This window comes from Desulfatibacillum alkenivorans DSM 16219 (assembly GCF_900142135.1).
Lineage (GTDB): Bacteria > Desulfobacterota > Desulfobacteria > Desulfobacterales > Desulfatibacillaceae > Desulfatibacillum > Desulfatibacillum alkenivorans.
This window is the reverse complement of record NZ_FQZU01000005.1, coordinates 133,642-152,344: the sequence shown is the minus strand read 5'-3', so window position 1 is coordinate 152,344 and position 18,703 is coordinate 133,642. Positions and strand designations below refer to the sequence as shown.

Annotated in this window: 20 protein-coding genes; 9 read left to right on the top strand and 11 right to left on the bottom strand. The window is 54.1% G+C overall.

Translation table 11 applies throughout. The features are described 5' to 3' along the window. Positions 1-29 precede the first annotated feature (29 nt). Genes BUE18_RS06490 through BUE18_RS06455 form a run of 8 tightly spaced genes read left to right on the top strand, consistent with a single transcriptional unit; the run spans position 30 to position 8,892 of the window. The gene (locus BUE18_RS06490) at positions 30-1,118 is read left to right on the top strand and encodes a hypothetical protein (RefSeq protein ID WP_073474108.1); all 1,089 of its coding nucleotides are present in this window, start codon (positions 30-32) and stop codon (positions 1,116-1,118) included. Next, complete coding sequence (locus BUE18_RS06485) at positions 1,118-1,477, top strand: Rcat domain-containing protein (RefSeq protein ID WP_073474106.1); 360 nt, start codon at positions 1,118-1,120, stop codon at positions 1,475-1,477. Before BUE18_RS06490 ends, BUE18_RS06485 begins: the two co-directional genes overlap by 1 nt. After that, positions 1,474-3,144, top strand: coding sequence for a hypothetical protein (locus BUE18_RS06480; RefSeq protein WP_073474104.1), 1,671 nt, complete (start codon positions 1,474-1,476; stop codon positions 3,142-3,144). The genes BUE18_RS06485 and BUE18_RS06480 overlap by 4 nt, the downstream gene beginning before the upstream one ends. After that, complete coding sequence (locus BUE18_RS06475) at positions 3,128-4,684, top strand: DUF4350 domain-containing protein (protein WP_073474102.1); 1,557 nt, start codon at positions 3,128-3,130, stop codon at positions 4,682-4,684. The genes BUE18_RS06480 and BUE18_RS06475 overlap by 17 nt, the downstream gene beginning before the upstream one ends. Before the next feature lie 18 nt (positions 4,685-4,702). After that, positions 4,703-5,668 carry an AAA family ATPase gene (locus BUE18_RS06470; RefSeq protein WP_073474100.1) on the top strand — a complete coding sequence of 322 codons (966 nt, stop codon included), beginning with the start codon at positions 4,703-4,705 and terminating at the stop codon, positions 5,666-5,668. 30 nt (positions 5,669-5,698) lie between these two features. Next, the gene (locus BUE18_RS06465) at positions 5,699-7,081 is read left to right on the top strand and encodes a DUF58 domain-containing protein (protein WP_073474098.1); all 1,383 of its coding nucleotides are present in this window, start codon (positions 5,699-5,701) and stop codon (positions 7,079-7,081) included. 12 nt (positions 7,082-7,093) lie between these two features. Further along, positions 7,094-8,134: a stage II sporulation protein M gene (locus tag BUE18_RS06460; protein ID WP_073474096.1), complete on the top strand. Its 1,041-nt coding sequence runs from the start codon at positions 7,094-7,096 to the stop codon at positions 8,132-8,134. After that, positions 8,131-8,892: an RDD family protein gene (locus tag BUE18_RS06455; RefSeq protein WP_073474093.1), complete on the top strand. Its 762-nt coding sequence runs from the start codon at positions 8,131-8,133 to the stop codon at positions 8,890-8,892. Before BUE18_RS06460 ends, BUE18_RS06455 begins: the two co-directional genes overlap by 4 nt. 742 nt (positions 8,893-9,634) lie before the next feature. Here BUE18_RS06455 and BUE18_RS06445 read toward each other — a convergent pair. The 6 genes from BUE18_RS06445 to ybgF form a co-directional block, all read right to left on the bottom strand. Next, positions 9,635-10,258, bottom strand: coding sequence for a hypothetical protein (locus tag BUE18_RS06445; RefSeq protein ID WP_073474088.1), 624 nt, complete (start codon positions 10,256-10,258; stop codon positions 9,635-9,637). A gap of 114 nt (positions 10,259-10,372) precedes the next feature. Further along, positions 10,373-10,750 carry an STAS domain-containing protein gene (locus tag BUE18_RS06440; RefSeq protein WP_073474086.1) on the bottom strand — a complete coding sequence of 126 codons (378 nt, stop codon included), beginning with the start codon at positions 10,748-10,750 and terminating at the stop codon, positions 10,373-10,375. Between the two features lie 185 nt (positions 10,751-10,935). Then, complete coding sequence (locus BUE18_RS06435; RefSeq protein WP_073474084.1) at positions 10,936-11,361, bottom strand: hypothetical protein; 426 nt, start codon at positions 11,359-11,361, stop codon at positions 10,936-10,938. A gap of 12 nt (positions 11,362-11,373) precedes the next feature. Beyond that, entirely contained in the window at positions 11,374-12,471 is a 1,098-nt protein-coding gene (locus BUE18_RS06430; protein WP_073474082.1) for an NADH:flavin oxidoreductase, read from the bottom strand. 81 nt (positions 12,472-12,552) lie between these two features. Further along, complete coding sequence (locus BUE18_RS06425; RefSeq protein WP_073474266.1) at positions 12,553-13,170, bottom strand: TetR/AcrR family transcriptional regulator; 618 nt, start codon at positions 13,168-13,170, stop codon at positions 12,553-12,555. Positions 13,171-13,532: 362 nt separating this feature from the next. After that, positions 13,533-14,363 (bottom strand): tol-pal system protein YbgF, encoded by an 831-nt coding sequence (ybgF, locus tag BUE18_RS06420; protein WP_073474080.1) that lies wholly within the window; start codon positions 14,361-14,363, stop codon positions 13,533-13,535. A gap of 196 nt (positions 14,364-14,559) precedes the next feature. Here ybgF and BUE18_RS06415 point away from each other — a divergent pair, with 196 nt between their 5' ends. Then, the gene (locus BUE18_RS06415) at positions 14,560-14,745 is read left to right on the top strand and encodes a uracil-DNA glycosylase (RefSeq protein WP_073474078.1); all 186 of its coding nucleotides are present in this window, start codon (positions 14,560-14,562) and stop codon (positions 14,743-14,745) included. A 4-nt stretch (positions 14,746-14,749) separates the two neighbouring features. On the opposite strand, the gene fliW is transcribed toward BUE18_RS06415, so the two are convergent. Genes fliW through flgN form a run of 5 tightly spaced genes read right to left on the bottom strand, consistent with a single transcriptional unit; the run spans position 14,750 to position 18,676 of the window. Further along, positions 14,750-15,196 carry a flagellar assembly protein FliW gene (gene fliW, locus BUE18_RS06410; protein WP_170868286.1) on the bottom strand — a complete coding sequence of 149 codons (447 nt, stop codon included), beginning with the start codon at positions 15,194-15,196 and terminating at the stop codon, positions 14,750-14,752. 50 nt (positions 15,197-15,246) lie between these two features. Beyond that, positions 15,247-15,495, bottom strand: coding sequence for a carbon storage regulator CsrA (gene csrA / locus BUE18_RS06405; RefSeq protein ID WP_012610126.1), 249 nt, complete (start codon positions 15,493-15,495; stop codon positions 15,247-15,249). Positions 15,496-15,522: 27 nt separating this feature from the next. After that, complete coding sequence (flgL, locus tag BUE18_RS06400) at positions 15,523-16,395, bottom strand: flagellar hook-associated protein FlgL (protein ID WP_073474076.1); 873 nt, start codon at positions 16,393-16,395, stop codon at positions 15,523-15,525. Positions 16,396-16,418: 23 nt separating this feature from the next. Further along, positions 16,419-18,170 carry a flagellar hook-associated protein FlgK gene (gene flgK, locus BUE18_RS06395; RefSeq protein ID WP_073474073.1) on the bottom strand — a complete coding sequence of 584 codons (1,752 nt, stop codon included), beginning with the start codon at positions 18,168-18,170 and terminating at the stop codon, positions 16,419-16,421. Between the two features lie 2 nt (positions 18,171-18,172). Further along, positions 18,173-18,676, bottom strand: coding sequence for a flagellar export chaperone FlgN (gene flgN / locus BUE18_RS06390; RefSeq protein ID WP_073474071.1), 504 nt, complete (start codon positions 18,674-18,676; stop codon positions 18,173-18,175). Positions 18,677-18,703: the final 27 nt, after the last annotated feature.

Sequence of the window (18,703 nt, the reverse complement as noted above, 5' to 3'; positions counted from 1 at the left end):
AGCCCGCTCTTTACCTGGATTGATAACAAATGAAAATAAACAAGCCGTTTAAAAAGATGCCGGGGGGAGGAAGAAACATTTTCGCCCCCTCCTATTTATGGATGGCCAATGACCATCTGCTCTGCGTCAACACCACCCTGTTCTATGAAGAGTCTTACAGGCGTTTCTTTTTTAGGGACATTCAGGCGATTTTTATTCAAAATACAGTTGCGGGTTACGCCTGGATGGCTTCTTATTCACTCCTCGTCCTTCTTTTTGGCTGGTGGACGGTTTCCGGAGGAGTTGAAACAGCCGGCTTTATAGTGCCGCTGGCGGTTTTTTCCTTCCTCCTGGCTCGTTCCATTTTTTCAAAGGGCTCCTGCAAGTTTTGGATTCAGACTGATTCCGGGGTGGAATTGCTTAAAAGCGTCAATTCCAGGCGGCGCGCCAAAAAGATTTTGGCGCAGTTGCGTCCTCTGATAGAGCAGGCCCAGGGAGGGAATTTTGCCCCCGAAACTCTGGGCGACGCATCGGGCCGTCCTACGATCGATCACGGGGGCTTGTTTGAAGCCGACCGCAAAGCGCAAAATAAGACGCCCGGCAAAGGCGCTCCGGCGCCTACACAACAGACCGCCCCGCCCCGCCGCCAGTTCCATAAGCCGTTGTATGCCCTTTTTATAATTTCGGCCGGTATGACGGGCTTGGAGTTTTTGTTTAGCAGCCTACTTATGGAGTTTTGCGGAGGACTGATCTTTTTGGCCATTGGGGCCTTGGTCATCATGGCTCTGGTCAGGCAGGGAGGCGGCGCCGTCTCTTCAGGGTTAAGAACTTTAACCTGGATCTCCGGCGGCTTTGCGCTCATCGCATTTGGAGCGGGCTATATAACTTTTATGGCTGTAATTATTCAAAATCCAGACATAGGCAACAACCATTGGCTTATACTTAAAACCATGGCTGAAATGTCTCCAAAGGAAAATTCATTACTATTTGCCTTATCCATATTTCACATCATTGGATGCTCTTTCTTAGGCGTTACCGGCTTGGTTTTAGCTAATATGCAGGGTTCCCATTCCGAAAAAACCGGCGAAAACTCACAGCCTTCTACCGATATGCCCGTTGCGGCCGGCGAGGATTCCTGATGCCGTCTATTTCCCAGGAAAGATGCCTGCTGCACCAAGACCGGGAGGCGGCGGCCCGTTGCCCGGAGTGCCAAAGGTATTTCTGCAGGGAGTGCATCACTGAACACGAAGGGCGGGTTATATGCTCCCGGTGCCTGGAGAATATTCTTAAACAAAACCAGTCCGAAAAAGAAGGCGCCGGGTTAATCAAGCGCGTTTATCAACGGACGAAATCCATCGGCCTGACGGCCTTGCAGGTTTTTATCGCCTTGTTGATTATTTGGGGAAGTTTCCATTATTTTGGAAAGGTCATGGCGGAAATTCCATCGGATTTTCATGACGGAACCATTTGGAAGGCGCTAAAGGAAGACCTGGAATGATGCGCGGACGCAAAAAAACGGCGGATGAAAAGCCGGCCTTGGATCTGGTGGAAGAGTCCGTGCAATTGCTTCGGCAAGGAGGATTAAGCCTCGCCCTTCCCTATCTGATCGGGACCGTTCCGTTTATCATAGCCCTGCTTTTTTTCATCAGCGACATGGGGGCGAGTCCTTTTGCAAAGCAGCATTTGGTTCCTTATTCCTTTGCCTTGACCGTGCTTTTCCTCTGGATGAAAACCTGCCACCTGATTTTTGTGCAATCCATCCTTGCCGGGCTCTACGATCAGGAGCCGCCCGGACTCAAAAAGATTTTAAGGGCGCTTCCCAGCCAGGCGTTCATACACGCCATGGGTTTCATCGCCCTGCCCATAGCCGCGATGATAGCTCTCCCCATAGGCTGGACCATCGCGTTTTTCCAAAACGCCTTGTGCATTGATTTTAACAAGCCGATCGGGTTGAAAAGCGCCTGGCGGCAAGCCTGGACCCAGGCCATGCTCTGGCCGGGGCAAAACCATGCGGCCCTATTCGTCCTAAGCGTTTTTTCCTTCACCATCTGGCTGAATCTTTTCTTTTTTTTGATCTTTCTGCCTTCCATGGCCAAAATTCTCATAGGGGTTGAATCTCAATACATTCTATGCGTCTACTCTACCGTGTTTAACGCCGCCTACATGTCGGCCGTCCTGGGGCTGACCTACATTTGCTTCGATCCTTTTATCAAAGCCATGTACGCCTTGCGGTGCTATTACGGCGCTTCTCTTTCCACGGGCGACGACATCAAAGCCAGGCTGCGCAGGCTTAAGCACGCCAAAACCGCTTTGGCGGTTGCGGCGCTTTGCGCCCTATGCCTGTTCAGCGGCGGCCGGGCCATGGCGGAAGAAGCCGGCGCCCCCCGGCAAACCATCGACCAGCCCCAACTGGAAAAATCCATCCACGACGTCATGGAGCAGCCTGTTTTCTCGTGGCGGCTTCCCAAAGAGTTAGCTCCGGAGCCGGAACAAGAGCAGGGCTTTTTAGCCAAGGCCGCAAAATGGGTCCTGGAAAAGCTGAAAATCGCCATGGAAAGCATCGTGGATGGGGTCAGAGCTTTTTGGAAATGGATAGAGAATTTGCTGCCGAAAATGGACCCGAAGCCCAGAGAAAGAAAACAATACGACTCGAACATTGACTGGCTGAACGCATTAAAAATAGTTCTCTGGGTTTTGTTGATTATAGCCTTGGTTGGACTGATCCTATGGTTTGTCAAAACATTGCGGCAAAAAAACAGAGCCCTGGAAAGCCATGCCGAAGAGGCGGAGCCTTTGCCCGAACTGGATATCATGGACGAGGAAATCACGGCGGACCGCCTTTCCACCAACGCGTGGCTGGACATGGCCAGAGACCTGATGGCTCAAGGAGCGCATCTTGAAGCGCTGCGGGCTTATTATCTGGCGGCCCTGGCCCAACTGGCCCAGGCGGACATGATATCCATCGCCAAGTATAAATCCAACCGGGAATATAATACCGAACTCCATCGCAAAGCCAGGGACAAAAAGGAATTGCTGGAGTTGTTCGGCGGAGCCGTCAAGATTTTTGAAAAGCACTGGTACGGCCTGTACCCCGTGGACCGGGACATTGTGGGAAATTTTGCAAGCTCCCAGGAAAGGATCATGACCATTGCCAAGAATTTCTAAAGCGGCGATCATCATTGTTCCTGCCCTGCTTCTGATGGCCGCGGCGGCCGTCATGCATATTTTCGCCCTGAATTTCGAAAAGGGAAACCTGTATCCTCCCTATTCCTCCCTGCGCAGCGATCCCCTTGGTACGCGGGGCCTGCACGACAGCCTCGTGAATTTGAAAAGCGTGAACGTGGAGCGGAACTACTACTCCTTTGACCGAATGCAGGAAGACCCGCCCGCGGTGTTTTTGGTCTCCGGCGCTCCTTCCAAGGGGATGCTGATGGGCCGCAAACGCATCGCCGAAAAACTGGGCGCCCTGGCCATGAAGGGGGACCGGGTGGTCGTTACTTTTTCCATTATCGGCAAGTGGGCGCCCATTGAAGACGAGGAGGAGTTGGAGCAGTCCAAGGAGAGCAAGGAGAGCAAGGAGAGCAAGGAGCGGGTTGAGGAGAAAACTGAGGCTGAAAACGCGCCTGCCGGGCCGGTTCCACAAAATCCGCAACAGGAAGACAAGGCATTGTCCGACAGCAAAGATCTTGAAATTGAGCCTCTGGACCCTGAGTTCATTGATGAGGAGACCGCTCCCCCGGCGAAGGAAGAAAAGACGGTTATTGAAAGCTCTGAAGAAGACGAGTCATCCAATATGGAACAAGCCGCCGGCGACGATAATTCCCAGGAAGAGGCTGCGGTGAAAGACGCCTCGGAAGAAGACTTCGAGGAAGACTCTATGGAAAACGCCGGGAACAAGGAGATCAGCCGGCGGGTGGAGAAAATCCGGGATTACTTGAATTTGCATGACATTGCCTCAGGCCAGGAAAACTGGGGCTTGTCCATGAATCAAAACCCGGATTTCGTTTTTGGAGATAGCCAGGCGATCCTTAGCCTGGAATACGCCGACTCCGGCCTGCCTCCCAATGTCAGCTGGTACAGCGCCTGGTTTTTCGAGGACATTTCCCCTAAGTGGAAGGTGATCTACACCTACCAGGACAAGCCGGTTATGGTGGAGCGTGATTTCGGCCGGGGCTCCTTGGTTTTTTGCACCGACTCCTATTTTTTAAGCAACGAATCCCTGGCCGAAAAACCATCCACGGAGCTTTTGGTGTGGCTGTTCAAATCTTATGACCGGGTGGTGTTTGACGAATGGCACCTGGGAATCGCCAAGCAGGAGGGAATCTCCACCCTGGCCAGAAAATACGGATTGGCCGGAGCCGGGCTGGCGCTGCTGATCTGGGCGCTGTTATACGTGTGGCACAATGCGGCGCCGCTTGTTCCCCGTAAAAGCGAGGGGCCTTCCAAAGGAGCCAACGGAGAGCATATCAGTTCCCGGGGCTATGCCGAAGCCATGGCCAGCCTGTTAAGGCGCAACATAACCAACGAAGAGGTTTTAAGGCATTGCTTTTTGCTTTGGGAGAATTCGGCGAAAAACGACAAGGACCTTCCCAAGGAGCTTCAGGAAAAGGTTCAACTGGCCGTGCTGAGCCCCGGCAAAGCCAATATAAAGGAAGTTGTGGAAGCATATAACCGGGCTGTGGATATTCTCGCCCGGGAACGATAACAAACAATTGAGGAGCCCATGAACGCAGACATTCACGCATTACAGGAGACGCTGGCCAAGGCCCGGGAGGAAGTCGCCAAGGTGATTATCGGCCAGGAGCACGTGGTTAAAATGTGCCTGATCGCCATTTTCACCCGCCAGCATGCGCTTATCGAAGGAGTCCCCGGCCTGGGAAAAACCCTGCTGGTAAGAACCCTGGCAAAGGTCCTGGGATGCGATTTTTCACGAATCCAGTTCACCCCGGACCTCATGCCCGCGGACATCACAGGCACCCATATGTTCAATATGAGCAAGAACGTCTTTTCATTGGTGAAAGGCCCCGTGTTCACCACCTTTTGCCTGGCCGACGAGATCAACCGGGCGCCGGCCAAAACCCAGTCCGCCCTGCTTCAGGCCATGCAGGAGCGGGAAGTAAGCATTGATCGCAAGACCTATCCCCTGGACAAGAATTTCACGGTGTTCGCCACCCAGAACCCCATTGAATTCGAGGGCACCTACCCTCTTCCCGAGGCTCAAAAGGACCGGTTCATGCTTAAAATCATCATGGAGCCGCCTTTAAAGGAAGAGGAATTGATGCTGGCCAAAAGAATGGTGGAAGACCACGCGCCGGAAAAAACCCTGTCCGAGGACTCGGTGAACATGGTCGCCTCGCCGGAAAATCTTACGGAACTTGCCAAATGCCTGAACGATATTGTGATCAAGGAGGAATTGATCAACTACGCCGTGGATATTGTCAGAAAAACCCGGTCCCATAAGGCCGTGCTGGTGGGCTCCAGCCCCCGGGGAACCCAGGGGCTTTTGCTGGCTTCCAGGGCCAACGCCGCCATGGAGGATCGGGACTTTGTGACGCCCGACGACATCAAAGCCACCGCGGTTCCGGTCCTGGCCCATCGTCTGGTGCTGAGGCCGGAATTTGAACTGGAGGGCCTGACCGTGGACGAGGTGATAGAGCGCATTCTCCAGGATGTGGCAGTGCCCAGGTAGGCGAAAACAACCGATTACGCAGGACAATGAATGATTGCTCCTTCTAAAAAATTAGTCATATGGTTCGGCCTCACCATCATACCTTGTGCGATCCTCGCCGGACTGCTGCCCCATGCCTCCATGCCTGCATTCGGGATCATGGGCCTGTTCGCCGCCGTCGCATGCGTGGACGCCCTATCCGCCCGCAAGGTGCTGCCGGACGTGGACGTCAGCCTGCCCGAACTGGTGCGGGCTTCCGCCGGGAGGGAAATCCAGGTTCCGTTGACCATTACCGACCAAAGGGAGCGGGGGCTGCATCTGCGTTTGGGCATTGACTTTCCCCAACATGTGACTCCCAAACACCCTTTATTGGAAGTGGACCTTCACAAAGGCGTTAAGTCCTCGTTGGTCAACTGGGCGGCGGCGTCCAACCGGACCGGCAGGCATAAACTGGACGCCGTGTATCTGGAAACCCTTTCCCCCATGGGGTTTTGGATGACCCGGGCCAAACGCTCCGCCTCCTCCCTGGTTTGCGTGTTTCCCAACCTGTTAAAGGAAAAAGACGGGCTGGCCAGCCTGTTTCTGCGCACCAGCCTGGGCCAGCACACCCAAAGGCAAATCGGCAAAGGCCGCGATTTCGATCAATTGAGGGATTACGTCCCCGGCGATCCTTACGGGGATATCCATTGGAAAGCGACGGCCAAACGGGGCCGCCCTGTCACCAAGGTCTATCAGATCGAACGCACCCAGGAGGTGTACGTGGTGGTGGATACTTCGCGGCTGTCGGCCCGGGCGTTAAGCCATTTCTTGCCTCCCGGCCGCATCAAGGCCGCAAAGCTGGATGAAAACGAGCCTGATCCTTCCGAATCGACCATTATGGAGCGATTTGTAGCCGCCTCTTTGGTCATGGGGCTGGCCACCCAGCGTATGGGCGATATGTTCGGCCTGATCACCTATTCGGACAAGGTGGACTCCTTTGTAAGAGCCAGGAGCGGCAAGGTCCAGTTCGACGCATGCCGGGACGCCCTGTACACCCTGGAGCCCCGGATCGTCACCCCGGATTTTGCGGAGTTGTTCACCTTTATCGGCTCCAATTTGCGGCGGCGGGCTTTGCTATTATTCCTGACCAACCTGGACGACTCGATTTTGTCCAACGATTTTGTGAAGCAGATGAACGTGGTGAGCCAGCGCCACCTGATGGTGGTGAACACCCCCAAAATGCCGGGCGTCCACCCCTTGTTTTCGTCCTCCAAAGCCCAGACCGTGGACGACGTATTCAAAGGCATGGCCGGGCACATGCTTTGGGAGCGCACCCGGCAGTTACAAAAGGAGCTGGGCGCCAAAGGGGTGAGCTACTACGAACTGGATAACGAAAAAATGTGCGCCCAACTGGTTACTCAATATCTTAAAATCAAACAGCGCCAATTGATATGAAAGGCCTGGATTGTGATTATTGACCTGCAAAAATTCATCAAGGAGCAACGGCCGGCATGGACGCGCCTGGAAAAATATCTCGACATGCTGGAACGAAATCCGGAGCGGCGCTTTTCCATGGATGAAGTGCGGGATTTCCATACCTTGTATCAAAGGGCCTCGGCGGACCTGGCCCGCATCGCCACCTTTTCGTCCGAACGAAGCGTCAGAACCTATCTGGAGGCCCTGGTGGCGCGCGCCTACGCCGAAATCTACGAAACCCGGCAAAAAGGCCGCAGGTTCACCCCCATTAAATGGTTTTTTCATACCTTTCCCAGGACCTTCAGAAAGCACATCGCCGCGTTTTGGGCGGCCTTGATCGTCACAGCGGTGGGGTCCGCGTTCGGCGGCTTCGCCATATTACTGGACCCGAACGCCAAAGAGGTCATCGTGCCGTTTTCCCATTTGATGCAAAGCCCTAACGAACGCGTGGCAGAAGAGGAGGCGGCCGAAGAAGATCATATGCAGGGCCACAAGGCCATGTTCTCCAGCCATTTGATGGTGAACAATATATCTGTTTCGTTCCGGGTGCTGGCCCTGGGCCTGACCTGGGGCATAGGAACCATCATCCTGCTTTTCTACAACGGCATCATCCTGGGGGCCGTGGCCGCGGACTATGTTGCAGCGGGAGAGACTCAATTTTTATTGGGCTGGCTCCTGCCCCACGGGTCCGTGGAAATTCCGTCCGTCCTCCTGGCCGGACAAGCGGGGTTGGTGATCGCCCAGGCCTTGATAGGCCGGAACGACCCCCATGGCTTAAAGCAGCGGCTGAAAAACATCGGCCCGGACATCATCCATCTTGCCGGCGGGCTGGCCATCATCCTGGTTTGGGCGGGAATCATCGAGTCCTATTTGTCCCAATACCACGAGCCGGTGCTGCCCTATTGGCTGAAAATCTCCTTTGGAAGCGTGCAAATGGTTTTGCTTTTCTTCTTTTTGTTCAAGTCGGGCAAAAGCGCCAAAAAGACCAATGAAGAATCTCAGCCCTCCCTGGCCGGGGTGCAATCCACATGAGCGACCTGCAAACCCAATCCCTGACCATCAGAACGCCCGAAGGCATTGTCTTCCCCTTGCTGCTGGCCTCGCCCGTCACCCGATTTCTGGCGCTTTTTATCGACACTATGGCCGTTCAGGTCGTCTTATCCATCCTATACCTGCTCACCCCCCTGCTGCTGCCCTTGGGCGTGGACTTCACCTTCGCCATGTTCACCATCGCGTCTTTTGTGATTAACATTGCCTACGCCATGGTCCTGGAATGGGCCTGGAGAGGACAGACCATCGGCAAACGCGTTCTGGGAATGCGGGTCATGGACGAAAACGGCTTCCACCTTACGCCCTATCAGATAATCATGCGAAACCTATTGCGATTCGCGGACATGTTGCCTCTGTATTACATGCTGGGCGGCATTTTTTGTCTGGTCTCCCCCAAGTCCCAGCGGTTGGGGGATATCGCCGCCAACACCGTGGTCATCCGCATGCCCAAATTCAAGGAGCCGGACCTGGATCAAATCATGGAGGACAAGTTCAACTCCCTGGCGGAATACCCTCATATCGCGGCCAGGCTCAGGCAGCGCGCCTCCCAGGAAACCGCCGGCGTCGCCCTTGCCGCCCTCATGCGCCGGGACGAACTGGATCCCCAGGCCCGGCTGGAGCTTTTTCACGCCATTGCAGAGCATCTTAAGGAAATCGTTTCCTTTCCCCAAGAGGCCGTGGAAGGCCTTTCCGACGAACAATACGTAAGAAATTCCGTGGATATTTTGTATCGGTCGTGATTGAGTATGCTGACGGCGGCTGCAGGATTTCAGGCACATGAACCGTTTTCTGCATGACTGAAAAAAGCCGCTGGCGAAGGCTGTTGAAATCAGTATCCTCCCTGAAATCTCTCTTTGTTGGGTTTCGCTGCTGCGATTCAGGCCAAATTATGCGTTCAGGCAAGCCGTAATTTTACCAATGCAACGCTCTGTTTCAGCGCTCTACCCAACCTACATCTCACCATGTCGCGATGTAGGTTGGGTAGAGCTTCCAAAATCCGCCCTTCGGAGGCTGTCCATTTATAGCCGGAGTAATGGTTAAAGCCAAAAACATGTGTGCGAAACCCAACAAATGGATTTCCCAAAACCCTCATCCACCCTTGCAGCCCGTCATACCGGCAAGGGCTATCCGCTTTTCAGGATGACCCAGGCAAGGCTGTTTTTGCTTGGGTCCGACAGGACAAAAGGTGCGGCCAAGGAGAAATGAAATTCTATCAGTTTGGGAGGGTGGGATATCTTTCCCCTAACCCTCAAAAAGGCAGCCTCGACAAAAACCTTTCGGCTGCAAGATGTTTTCCGTTTTGACAAGCATTTCGGGTCGCCCCTTCCTTCGCTTCGCGACTCCGGCACGGTACTGCTGTGCCGGGGCTGCCCAAAAACAGAACAGGCGCCGGGGGGCTTGCTGCAGGATAAAATATACCCCTGAAACCATAGAAAAAACAGGCTTCAGGGGCATTTTAATTATCCTTGGGATTGACGCCGTTTATTTGGCGATGAGGCCGTCCTTTTTGAGGGCTGAGATAATCTTCTCGCTGAGCTCCTCCACCAGTCCGTAGGTGGATTTCGGATTGATCGTATTGGTTTTGGCGGACCAGATTTGCTTTTCCGTGGCTACGTCGAACACCCTGGTTTGCAGCCGGATCAGCATTTGCCGTCTATAGGCCCCGGTCTGGATTCCCATGGCGGAGGACTTGGTCAGGTAGCCGTCAAAAGGCACGGGCTCCAGGGCGGTTTCAAAGGTGGGAGGCGGCTGATACACGGGCGCCTCTTCCTGAGAAATGGCCCGAACCAGGAGAACGCTGTCCACATTCAGGGATTTGCATTTTTCCTTGATAGCCTCCGGCGTGGGGCAGGTATTTGAGGGAAAAGTCTCATATCCGGTTATGGCCCCTACTTTATGCTTGAGCACCTCCAGGGCGAACACGCTTTCAAAAAGCTCCCGGGTGTCCGGGTCGGTGCACATGCCAACGACCAAGACGCTTTTAATGGGGCCTCTTTGCAGATTTTCTTTTTTCCAGGTGGATGCTACTTTGGTCTTCGTGCAGGCGGGAAGGAATAAAAGGGAAACTGCAATGATGCTGCACAGGAACCTTGCTGGAACGTTCATTCAAACTACTCCTGATTGATGGGTGTAAAATACGGCTATGGGCCAGGCCTTTTTTTCGGGCCCGCCCGCCTAATAATCCTTTTCGGTTAAAGGCCGGAGCTGCGTAAGCCTCGGCTAATCCTCATGTCCAAGGACGCGTTTCTGCATGGAATCCAAATAGTCGTCCAATTCGGCGATGCTGGAAAAAATGCTCATGTCCGGCATTGCGCGAATGATTTCAAACACCTTTTTAATTTGAGGCTGGAGATTGACGAAGGTGGTTTTGCCCTTGTTTTTTTCCAACCCTTTGGACGCTTTTAAAATAACCCTCACGCCGGCGCTGCTCATGTATTCCAGGTTTTCCATGTCAAAGGTGAGGTGGGCGGGAGATCCGGACAGAACCTCATCCACTTTTTTGTCCAGTTGGGAAGCGGTGACCGTGTCCAAAGAACCGCCGAGGTGAATGATCATGTGCTTTGTGGATTTTTGGGTCAGTTTGATGATGAGGGCCATGCGTCCTCCTTGTGAGTTATTAGCCCGTCCATAGGCTGAAAAGAGAATACTGGGGGCTGCGTCTGATCATATTTCCGTTGTCTTTCATTTTCGGTCAGGAAAACTATTTACACAAAGAGCCCGGCATTGTCCATAATCAAATTGCCGCATTCCTTTCAAATCACGCGAAATCCTGCAAGAGGCTGCTATTGCCAGCCCACGGGTTCGTACCCTTTTTCCCGCAAACAGCGATCCACAAAATTTTTAAAGGCCGGATCGGGATTGTTGGACCTAAAAACGCTTCTTGTCATACTTCCCGCTCCGCCTCCCAAAGCGCCAATGGCGGCGCCTCGGCCGAATTCTCCGCTCATGGAGCCCACGGCGCCGCCCACGGCCGCACCGACGGCGGTTCCCGTGGCGGTTTCCCGGGCCACTTCTTTGCTTTTGGACGTGCTGGACACGCCGTGCTCCCTGGCCAGACGCATGCATTCGTTAATGTCCGCCTGGGCCCGAGCCTTGCCCACCTGGTTGTAGTGGGCGTTGGGATATAACACAGGTTTGGCGGAGCTGCAACCTTGGACCAGCCAGACGGCGGCGCCCAGGATTATAAGTATTTTCAACCTGAAAATCATACCAACCTCCCGCTATTCCCTTTCGGCGGTCACGCAGCGGATGCCTTCTCCGGCGCGGCCGGGTTTGAAGCATAAATTATCCGAAATACACTTGGCGGGCGCTCTGTCTCCCGACTTCCAGCGATTTACAAGATCCGGCTCCCGGATAAAAGGCCGGGACATGGAAACATAGTCGGCGCTTCCCTGGCTGACCAGTTGCTCGGCCAGGTCAAAAGAACGCATGCCGCCCACCAGGATCAGGGGAATGCCTAAGTTTTGCTTGAACATCCAGGCCTCTTCCCTGAAATAGGCTTCCTTGTCCTGGGAGTTGATGTTGGCCCGGGAGGGCGACAATGTGCGGCTGGAAAGGATGCCGCCGGTCAGCTCCAAGGCGTCCAGGCCTTCCTTTTCCAGGGCCTGGGCAACGACCAGGGAATCCTTGGATTCCAGCCCGTCTTCTATAAAGTCGGCGCAATTTAATTTAATCAATACAGGATAGTCGGATCCTACAGCCTGTCGTATGGCCCTGTAAATCTCCAGATGGATGCGGCATCGATTTTCAATGGGGCCGCCGTACTCATCCGTACGCTGGTTCATGGCCGGGGAAAGAAACTGGCTGAGCAAATAGCCGTGCCCGGAGTGAATCTGCACGCCGTCAAATCCCGCCTTTTTGGCCCTGGCCGCCGCCCGGCCGAATTTTTCCGCCAATCCGGCTATGTCGTCTTTGGTCATGACCTTGCCGGGCATCTTGTCCATGCCGTCCCATTCCGAAACCATAAGCGCGGGACGGCCGGTCATGGACTCCTGGGCGTAACGTCCGCCATGGGCCAACTGCTGCACGATAATTCCGCCGTGACTATGCACCCGGTCAACCATTTCCCTAAGACCGGGAATCAGCTCGTCCTTATATATGCCCGTCTGAAGCGGCGTGGCCTGGCCTTCGGGGCTGACATACGCGTGGCTGGCAATGATGAGCCCCACTCCTCCCTTGGCCAGGTCTTCGTTCCATTGGCTGAGCCTGGGCGTCATGGCGCCGTCTTTTTCCGCCATGCCCTCCCAGGTGGCCGACCGCACAAACCGGTTATTAAGCTCCAGACTTCCAATACGCGTGGTTTCAAACATGATACTCATGACAAACCGCTCCTGATGACAACAATCGAAAATAGGAAGGAATAACGGCCAATAAAGTGCTTTGGCCGAACGACCGGAAAATCAGGCTATGTAATTAACGTCCAGGGATTGAATGATGCTCTCCACGTGGTCCAGGGAGGTCAGGAAGTAGGATCGGTCGCCCGCTGCTTTGGAGAGAATGCCGCCCCCTTCAAACAGGGTGATCAAAAGCTCGGCGATGCGCTCGGGATTTACGCCGCGGCGAATTTCCCCCCGAACTATTCCCTTCTCCACGATGCCCGCAATGGTTTCTTTCCAGTGCGCGATGATGTCCAGGGCCTTTTTCAAGAGCTTTTCGTGGGTGTCGTCCGCTTCCACCAGGGTGTTGATCAAGGGGCAGCCGCCGTTATCCATGAAAGTATTGAACAACTTGCGATACGCCAGGGGATAGCCCATGAGCTTTTCAATGCTGGTTTTAGCCCCCGCCATCTGATCGATGAAGGCCTGCTCCACCAGGTTCACGTTGTAATCGAAAACCTGCATGGCCAGTTCATCTTTGTTCTTGAAATTCCCGTAGATGCTGCCTTTGGTCAGCCCGGCGGCCTCGGTGACGTCCGAGAGGGACGTGCCGGCGAAGCCCTTTTTATTGAAGATGGGCGCAGCGGTTTCTATGATGAATCTGCGGGTTCTTTCCGCCTTGGTAAGTTCCTGGGTTGCCATGAGAATCAATTCTCATCCTGTTTGGTTATTTGCAAAGCCTTATTGCTTCCGTCCAAGAATATACTGTTTGGTATTTAAATGTCAAGAAAGAGGCGGCGGCCGAAAATAGCGGATATTGCACAAACAAACTAGCAATACTAGCTATTTTTCAATAAGTATTCACAAAAATTTAAGCATGTTAAGCTAAAAACGTCCATGATTTAACGAAAACTGAACATGCCATTGACTAGCATATTTGTCAAGGAGAAGAAAAAAAGGGGGGATTGGATTGGGACGAAGGACGGACGGCTTTGGATTCCCATTGCGGCGATTTGGCGCAATCTGGCCCCATGAGCGCCTGGAAATCCATTGGATCCGTTTCCTCAGGACCCGCTGCCGGGGAAAGCGTCGGAAACGGGCTTGGCGGGCTGCAGGTCCGCCAATTTGTCCTGCGCCTTGTTCACCAGGTCGGAGAAAGGATAGTCGGTGACCACCTGGCGCAGGAACTTGGAAGCCTGCTCCGGGTTGTCCACGGCAAGATAGGAGTAGCCGATTTTCAACAAGGCGGCGGGCGCTTTGTTTTGGTCGGGATATTTTTTAACGACCTGTTTAAAGGCGTCAATGGCCTCGGGATACATTTTCTGGTCGTAATAGGCCTCGCCGATCCAGTATTGGGCGTTGTCCGCCAGATCATGGTTGGGGTTGTCGGTCAAAAAGGCCTTGAAGGCCTGGATCGCCTTATCCTGTTCGCGGTTTTGGTAGTGCAGATAAGCGCCGGCGTATTGATCCTCGGGAGATATCAATGAGGAGGACGCGGTTTTAGGCGGCTCAGGAGCCGGGGCCGAAGGCTTCTGCATTTCGGGGGCGGTCATGTAATCGTCTACAGCGTCCTGGGAATAGCCCGCCTGCTGCTGAATTTCCGACGGCGCCAGGGAGATGGATTCCATCATGATGGACATGTTGCCCATCTGGCCTTCCATGTTGAGCAGGCGCTGCTCAATGGCGGACAGGCGTTTGTTCACGGAATGGAGCTGCTGCTCCGCGATATCCGTGTTGGTGGATATGGCGTCCAGCTTTCTATGGGCGTCCTCCATTCTGGGATCGGCGTTGTCTTGCTTCAACCAGTCAAACCAACTGCAGCCCGCCAAAATGAATGCGAGCGCAACGACGAAGCAGGTTTTCGTCATGATTTTGACCATTGTTGACATATGCATTGGTTTCTCCCAAAGAAATAATGAACTTTTATTTGAGTCAAATTAAGCCTATAGATCATTTTCGCGCTGGTCAAGAATCTTTTCGCATGTTCACGCCTTTTGGAACAACTCGTGCAATTTAGGTTGCCGATGCGAGTTCCTCTACTGTATTTAGTCATGTAAAAGATATTTTGTCTTCAAGGAAGCAGGCGTTGATTTGAAAACAAACCAGCAAACAAAGTCTTCCCCCTGCATCAAATGCAAGCACCATTATCTTACCTGGGAGAAGGCGTTCCCCTACGGCTGCCGCGCCATGGGCTTCAAGTCCAGGCAAAGCCCCTGGCTGAAGGTCAAACGTGAGACCGGCCGGGAGTGCCTTTTATTCGAGCCCAAAAACAGGTAGTGGGCTATTCCTTTTTTAAAATTTTATGACGGTGGCTGTATTTGCTTTTGGCAATGACCAACTGGACCGCTTCCATGGTTTTGTTGTTCACCACGATGGGCCCGATGAGGTTTGCGGTCATGTTTTCCGGATCGTCGGGGGGGATGCGGACCGTGACGTAAAGCTCCAGGTCCTCGCTATCGGCAAGGTCGCCTTCCCATCCGGTTTCCCTTTTCACCACCGAAGGCGGCGCCTGGTACTCGGGCATGAAATAGTTGGGGTTGGTGAGCACAAAGGCCAGGCCGGGTTCATCCACGGCCTGATACCAAAAGAACGGAGAATCCGCATTGTGCTGGACGATTATAAAGCGTTTATACTCTCCGAATCCGATCATACCGGAGGGCATGGATATAATCTTGTCTTCCGTGACTTCCAAAGTTCCAAAACGTGTGGTTTCAATTTTCACCGTCATATCCCGTCCGTCCGTGATTGCAGATTCCTGAGGCTGGACCATATTCCCGCTCACTTGGTTTTCTTGAGATTCAGTTGTTCAAAAAGTCCCGCCGCACCCGACAGAACATCCTGATCCATGGAGGCGGCGGACTGATTTTCCGCCTGTATGCGCTGGTACACCTCGAATCGGTGCACGCCCACGCCTCTTGGCGCGTCGACGCCTATGCGCACCTGGGTTCCCTTGATTTCGAGAACATGTAAAACTATGTCGTCTCCAATACTTATTCTTTGGCCGGACTTCCTTGTCAGAACGAGCATTTAGCCCTCCGTGGCATGGCGCTTTTATTACAGGTAATTAACCAGGGAAACATTCAAAACTTTTGAGGCTGCCGACAACGCCGCCTGGTATGCGGTTTCCACGGCTGCAAGCTCTATGGCCGCCTCGGCGTAATCCACGTCCTCCAGGCTGGAGAGCCTCTCCGTATCCGCCAACTGCACGTCGGCCAAAATGCTTGTCCGGGCGTCCAGGCGGACCCCGCGTCCGCCGATTCTGGAAATGTTTCCGTCAATGCGATCATAGGCGGAATCCAGGTTGGTGATCTGATCCCGGATAGCTGCGCCGTCATTGTTTTCCAGGGCGGTTTTCAAGTCCGCCAGAGTGGTGAAAAGGTCTCCGAATATGGCGCCGCCGTCGCCTCCGACCGTTACCGAAGATTCCCGGCTGATGCGCACGGCGAAGGGGTTGGAATCGCCTTCATAAGTGACCGCGGTTCCGGCCAGGGTAAAGGCCGGAGAATCGTTTTGGGACCCTGCAAAGATGTAGCGGTCGCCCACCGTGGAATTTCCCAAGGTCACGGCGGTTTCCAAAAATCCCTGAACCGCTTCGGCCGCGGCTTGCCTTTCGTCAGCGCCCACGTTGTCCGACCCCATCTGAACAGTCAACAGTTTGACTTCGGTAATCAGGTCTTCAACGTTTGTCAGAGCGCTTTCCGAAGCGGTCAGCCATGTCCGGCCCATTTCGATGTTCCGGTTCAACTGATCCACATAGCTCATGTCGGACCGGAGGTTCATGACCTGAAGCAAAGCGGACGGGTCGTCCGCCATGGTCAGGATCTGCCTTTGGCTGGCTATGGTCAGATTCGCCCGGTCCATGGCCGTAGTCAGGCGGCCCAGGCCGAAAGTGACGTTGCTTGAAATGACGCTGTTAGGGACTCTCATAATACTGCTCCCTGTTTCCGCCCTTAGCTCTTAATAGTCATAAGGGTCTGGAAAATTTCGTCCATGGTCGTGATAAGCTTGGCCGCCGCCGCATAGGATTGCTGCAACTCAATGAGCTTGGTCATTTCCTCATCCAGCGACACTCCGGAAATGCTGCCTCGCACGGTTTCCAGGTTCTGAACCATGGATTCGGCGAATTCCCTGTTCCGCTCCGCCGAATTGAGGCTGGAGCCCAGCGCGCTGATCATGGAGGCGTAGTACCCTTCTATGGTCGCATTGACCGTGGTGGAGGTGTCGCTCCCGATCCGGTTGGACTGCCATTCCTTAATGGACAGGTTGGTGTATTTCAGCTCGCCTATGGCCAGGGAGGTTTCATTGTTCCCGGAGGAAATTTCTCCCGTGGCTGCATCGGCCTTTCCCGCTGCAATCATGTTTCTGTCGGCGGCTATGGTTTCGTGAATCCCCATGGTGCCGCTGCCTTCTCCGGTGAAGAAGGTGTTGACGCCCAAAGCCGCCAGGACATTGGATGTGTCCTCGGTAAAGCCGAAAGTATACCCCGAACCCGCCGTAATGCTTAGCCGCCCGCCTACGGAGGAGGCCGTCACGTTAAGATCGACGGCGCCCAGAGCCGTGGCAATGTCGTCCATGGTCGTGGTATTAGCTGTAATAGCAATATTTGTGCCACCGGGATTGACCACGTTCCCGGAAGCGTCGTAAACCCAAAAAGTAAAAGCGCCGTCCGTAATCCGGTCCCCGAAAAACAAATCGGCCGCCGCCGAGTTTACAGGCTGATTGGTGGCCGCCGCCGTGTACGATCCGGTGGTGGAGGTCAGCCCTGTCAGGCCTATGCCCTGGGAATGTATGGTGTTTACCGCCCAGATCATTTCTTTGGAGACTTCGTTCAAGTTGGCCCTGAGTTCGGATATGACCGTATCCCGCATTTCCAGCCAGCCGCCCATTCGGCCTTCTTCCACATAATCCGTGATGGTGAGCTCTTTGTCCGTTCCCTTGCCGTAGATAATGTCTCCCTGGTGCAAATTGATGTCGAATTGGTCGGAGCCAATCACTAAAGTGACGCCCCTTGGCCCCAAAACCGTCAAGGATCCGTCATCCTGGGCAAAGGTCTGCACGTCAATGTACTGAGCCAGCTCCGACATGAGATAGTTGCGCTGGTCCAGGAGGTCGTTGGGGTTGGTGTTCTGGGAGGCCGCCACAATCTGCTGGTTCAGGTCCGCAATCTGGGAGGTCAGGGTGTTCACCGCTTCCACGCCGGATTGAAGGCTGATTCCCAGGTTCTCCTCTTCGCCGATAAGAGCGGCGTCCAGTTCGTCTATGTATTGAGCCAGGCCCAAAGCCTGTTCATACAGGACGGAGCGCTCCGCCGTGCCCGCGGAGTTCAGGGAAAGGTCCTCCCAGGAATTGAAGAAGTCCGAAAGCATGGTTCCCAGGCCGTTGCCTTCCACTTCATTAAACAGGCCGTCCAATACTTTGCCGAAGGTTTCGATTTCCTCGGCGGAAGCCAGGCTGGACCTGTACTCCAAAAGCCTTTTCTCCACGGTTTCATCCACCAGCTGGCGGATTTCGTAGGTTTCCACGCCGCGGCCGAACATGAACCCGCCCGAGGCCTGGGGCACTTTGCTTTTATTGATGACGGTCTGGAGCGTATAGCCTTCGGTGTTGACGTTTGCCACGTTATGGCTGACGACGTCCATGCCGTACTGATGGGTCGCCATGGCGCCGACCGCAATATCCAATGCGGACCTGATTCCCGGCATGGCTACACCTCCTGATGCATAAGCAGATTGGAGTCGGCCCTTCTATAGACCTCCCCTCTTCTGCCGTAGGTTGGAGGATCGGCGGAATCGCCCACCATAATGGAGGAGAAAAGATCCCGGACAAACATCAGGCAATCTTCGGCGATGGCCCGGTTGGCGCTGGTCATCTCACGCACCTTGTCTTTAAGATGGTTCAACTCCACCAAGGACTGCCTGATAGTCCTGAAGATGCCGGGATCCCCGCCGCTGACCACTTTGTCGATGTGCCGGATGGATACTTTGGTCTTTTTGCCGGGAAAAACTTTCTGCCACAGCACGTCCACATGGGGAATGGATTCCATGATGGCCTGGGCCAGCGCCTGCTTTCTGCAGGCCATTTTCATGATGACATCCACATTGGCTTCCACCAAAGCCCGGCGTTCCAATTCCAGGCAGCAGATCAGCTCGTCGTGGCGTTCCATGTCATTTTTCAATATGTCTTCCAGCGCCCTGATGATATCTTCCATACTCAGGCCCTCCTTAGATCTTTGCAC